The organism is Streptomyces sp. WM6386, from assembly GCF_000972385.1.
Taxonomy (GTDB): domain Bacteria; phylum Actinomycetota; class Actinomycetes; order Streptomycetales; family Streptomycetaceae; genus Streptomyces.
In genome coordinates this window covers 1-2991 of sequence record NZ_JXTE01000152.1, presented here as the reverse complement: position 1 = coordinate 2991, position 2991 = coordinate 1, and the positions used below count along the sequence as shown (strand labels likewise).

Here is a 2991-nt window from a genome sequence, read left to right as displayed (position 1 = left end):
GCGCGGGTTGGCGTGGTGGGGTGGTGGGGTGTGAGGCGTCCTGTGCGGTGGGGCTCGGGCGGGGCGGCGCTTTCGGGGCCGGCGGGAGGATTCCGGCGGGCGAAAAGATCTCCGCCGACTGAGGCAACGGTTCGGGCGGCCCATGGACTCCTTTAGACATCTAGGAGGTGGGAGGTGCCCATGGGGGATCGCAAGGAGGCTCGGGACCAGGAGTTCCAGAGCTTCGTCACCGGCCGCTGGCCGCGGCTGATGCGGACGGCATTTCTCCTCACGGGGGAGCAGCACGCCGCGGAGGACCTGGTCCAGTCGACCCTGGAACAGGTCTACGTGGCCTGGCGCAGAGTCGGCTCGGCCGACGACCCGGAGGCTTATGTACGGCGCGTGATGATCAACGCGCACGCACGAAAACACCGCCGACGGCTCCGGGAGTTCCTGGCGCCCAAGGACGACTCGGGCCTCGTGCGCGAGATCGCCGACACCGGCGACCGCATCGCCCAGGCCGAGGACCGCAACGCCCTGCTGAAGGCGTTGTCCCAGTTGCCGCCACGGCAGCGCGAGGCGGTCGTCCTGCGCTACTGGGAGGACCTCACCGAGACACAGACCGCCGAGGCGATGGGCTGTTCCGTCGGCTCGGTGAAGAGCAACGCCGCCAAGGGAATCGCGAAACTCCGCGCCATACCGGGGCTGGCCGACATGGCGACGCAGGGAGGGCGGAAGTGATGAGCGCGGACCGGGAGACGAACCACGACATGACGAACGGCGACATCACCCGCCTGCTGGCCGGCGCCGCGGACGAGGTCGAGATCGGTATAGCCCCCTACGAGGCGGTCATCCGCGGCGGCCGTCGCCGCAAGGCCCGCCGCTGGGCGGTCGCCGCGGCCACGACCCTGGTACTCGCCGGTTCCTCGGCGACGCTGGCGGTGGCGGGACTGCCGGGCGGGGACGGGACGGTGGCACCGGCGGCGACCCAGTCGGCGACGCCGGCACCCGACCTGTTCACCCCCGCCCGGACGACCCTCGCGACCGGCACGGAGAACGGTAAGGAGTGGCGGGTCGCCATCGATGTCTGGGCCGCGCCGCGGACCGAGGCGCAGGCGGCGGGGCAGCTTGAGGCGATGGGTGGGTACGGCGATGCCCCGGCGGGCGGGATCAAGGCCTCCGACCTGGTCGGCAAGAGGTCGTACCTCGTGTACTTCAGCGACGGCGACAAGCGGCGGAAGACGTTCGAGGACGTGTTCACCAAGGACGACACCATGTCGGGCACGGACCTCCAGACGGCCTCGATCCCCTTCGACACCGACACCGATGGCCCGGAACGCCTGGTCATCGGCATGGTGGGCAAGAAGGCCGGTCAGGTCACCTGCACCTGGGAGGACGGCACGAAGACCAAGGTCGACAGGGCCCCGGAGGACGAGGAGACCAGCACCGACACCCCGGCGATCCGCCCGGCGGCGGGCTCCCCGGTGGACTGGTTCGTCTGCCTGTCCCCGGAGGGCACGTCCGCGAAGTCAACGGCAGTGACATTGGTAGGCACGACGCTCCCGGCGCGATAGGCCGAGGCTGACTGGCAGATGTGTCCCATGGGCGGCCTCGAAAGGCCCAGGTGGGCGGGGTCGGGCATGGGACACATCTGCCAATTGCCGAGTTATACCCAGCCCTGGTGCCGGGCCTCCCGTAGTGCTTCCATCCGGTTGCGGGTGCCGGTTTTGCCGATGGCGGAGGAGAGGTAGTTGCGGACCGTGGACTCGGAGAGGTGGAGGGTGGCGGCGATGTCGGCGACCGTCGCCCCGTCCGCCGAGGCGCTCAGTACGTCGCACTCCCGGGAGGTGAGGGGGTTGGGGCCGGCGCTGAGGGCGGCCGCGGCGAGGGCGGGGTCGATGACCGTCTCGCCGGTCAGGACACGGCGGATGGAGGAGGCCAGTTCCTCGACGGGGCCGTCCTTCACCAGGAAACCCGCGGCGCCGGCCTCCATGGCCCGACGGAGGTAGCCGGGGCGCCCGAAGGTGGTCAGGATCAGGACCCGGCAGTCGGGGGCCTCGTCGCGGAGCTCGGCGGCGGCGTCGAGGCCGCTCTTGCCGGGCAGTTCGATGTCGAGGAGCGCGACGTCCGGCCGGTGGATCAGCGCCGCGTCCACGATCTCGTCGCCGGCCCCGACCTGGGCCACGACCTCGATGTCCGCCTCCATGCCGAGCAGCAGCGCGAGCGCGCCCCGCATCATCCCCTGGTCCTCGGCGAGCAGAATCCTGATGGACTTGGCGGGCCGGTGGTCCCGGGGCATCTCGTTCACGGCCCAAGGGTAGGGCGCGGGGGTCGGGTGCGCTCGGTGCGGTGTCGTGCCGGTGTGCCTTGCACCTAACATGCTCCAAGTGATGTCGGCCGATGGCTTTTTGTCCGTGCTCGCCCTGCTGCGCCGGGCGCGTGTGGAGGTCTGGGTCGGCGGAGGGTGGGGCATCGACGCGCTGGTCGGTGAGCAGACCCGGGACCATCGCGACCTCGACCTGATGCACCGCCAGGAGCAGGAGCCCGCCGTCACGGCGGCCCTGTCCGAGGCCGGGTACGCGGAGAGCCTCGACCAGCGCCCCGTCCGCTTCGTCATGACGGCCCCGGACGGCAGGGAGATCGATCTGCACCCCCTCGTCTTCGACGAGGACGGCTCCGCGACGCAGGCTTCCTTCGACCCGGAGAACCCCTTCCACTACCCCGCCTCCGCTTTCGTGACCGGCAGGATCGGACCCACCCCGGTCCCCTGCCTCTCCGCCGCCCAACAGATCCACTTCCACCAGGGCTACGACCCGACGCCCCGAGACCGCCACGACATGGCACAACTCCGCCGCGCCTTCAACATCCCCACGCACTTCTGACCCACCCCCACCCCCAGATCGACAATTGGCAGATCCGTCCCAGCCCCAGCCGACCCCACCTGCGCTTTTCTGCACGGCTCATGGGACACATTTGCCTATCACTCCCGTCCCTCAGTCTGCGGCGCCGCAC

Annotated in this window: 4 protein-coding genes; 3 read left to right on the top strand and 1 reads right to left on the bottom strand. The window is 70.5% G+C overall.

Going from position 1 to position 2991, the window contains the following annotated elements:
• The first annotated feature begins 180 nt into the window (after positions 1-180).
• Positions 181-720 (top strand): SigE family RNA polymerase sigma factor, encoded by a 540-nt coding sequence (locus TN53_RS40190; protein ID WP_046263815.1) that lies wholly within the window; start codon positions 181-183, stop codon positions 718-720.
• Complete coding sequence (locus tag TN53_RS40185) at positions 720-1553, top strand: hypothetical protein (RefSeq protein WP_199924737.1); 834 nt, start codon at positions 720-722, stop codon at positions 1551-1553. Before TN53_RS40190 ends, TN53_RS40185 begins: the two co-directional genes overlap by 1 nt.
• A 92-nt stretch (positions 1554-1645) precedes the next feature.
• Here the strand turns inward: TN53_RS40185 and TN53_RS40180 are convergent, their stop codons facing one another.
• Complete coding sequence (locus tag TN53_RS40180; protein ID WP_046263817.1) at positions 1646-2278, bottom strand: response regulator transcription factor; 633 nt, start codon at positions 2276-2278, stop codon at positions 1646-1648.
• Between the two features lie 91 nt (positions 2279-2369).
• Between TN53_RS40180 and TN53_RS40175 the strand changes: the two genes are divergently transcribed.
• Positions 2370-2861: a nucleotidyltransferase domain-containing protein gene (locus TN53_RS40175; RefSeq protein WP_199924736.1), complete on the top strand. Its 492-nt coding sequence runs from the start codon at positions 2370-2372 to the stop codon at positions 2859-2861.
• The last annotated feature ends 130 nt before the right edge of the window (positions 2862-2991 follow it).

Coding starts and splice junctions, on each gene's coding strand:
- TN53_RS40185 (WP_199924737.1), top strand. CDS start 720: ATGAGCGCGGACCGGGAGACGAACCACGACATGACGAACGGCGACATC.
- TN53_RS40190 (WP_046263815.1), top strand. CDS start 181: ATGGGGGATCGCAAGGAGGCTCGGGACCAGGAGTTCCAGAGCTTCGTC.
- TN53_RS40180 (WP_046263817.1), bottom strand. CDS start 2,278: ATGCCCCGGGACCACCGGCCCGCCAAGTCCATCAGGATTCTGCTCGCC.
- TN53_RS40175 (WP_199924736.1), top strand. CDS start 2,370: ATGTCGGCCGATGGCTTTTTGTCCGTGCTCGCCCTGCTGCGCCGGGCG.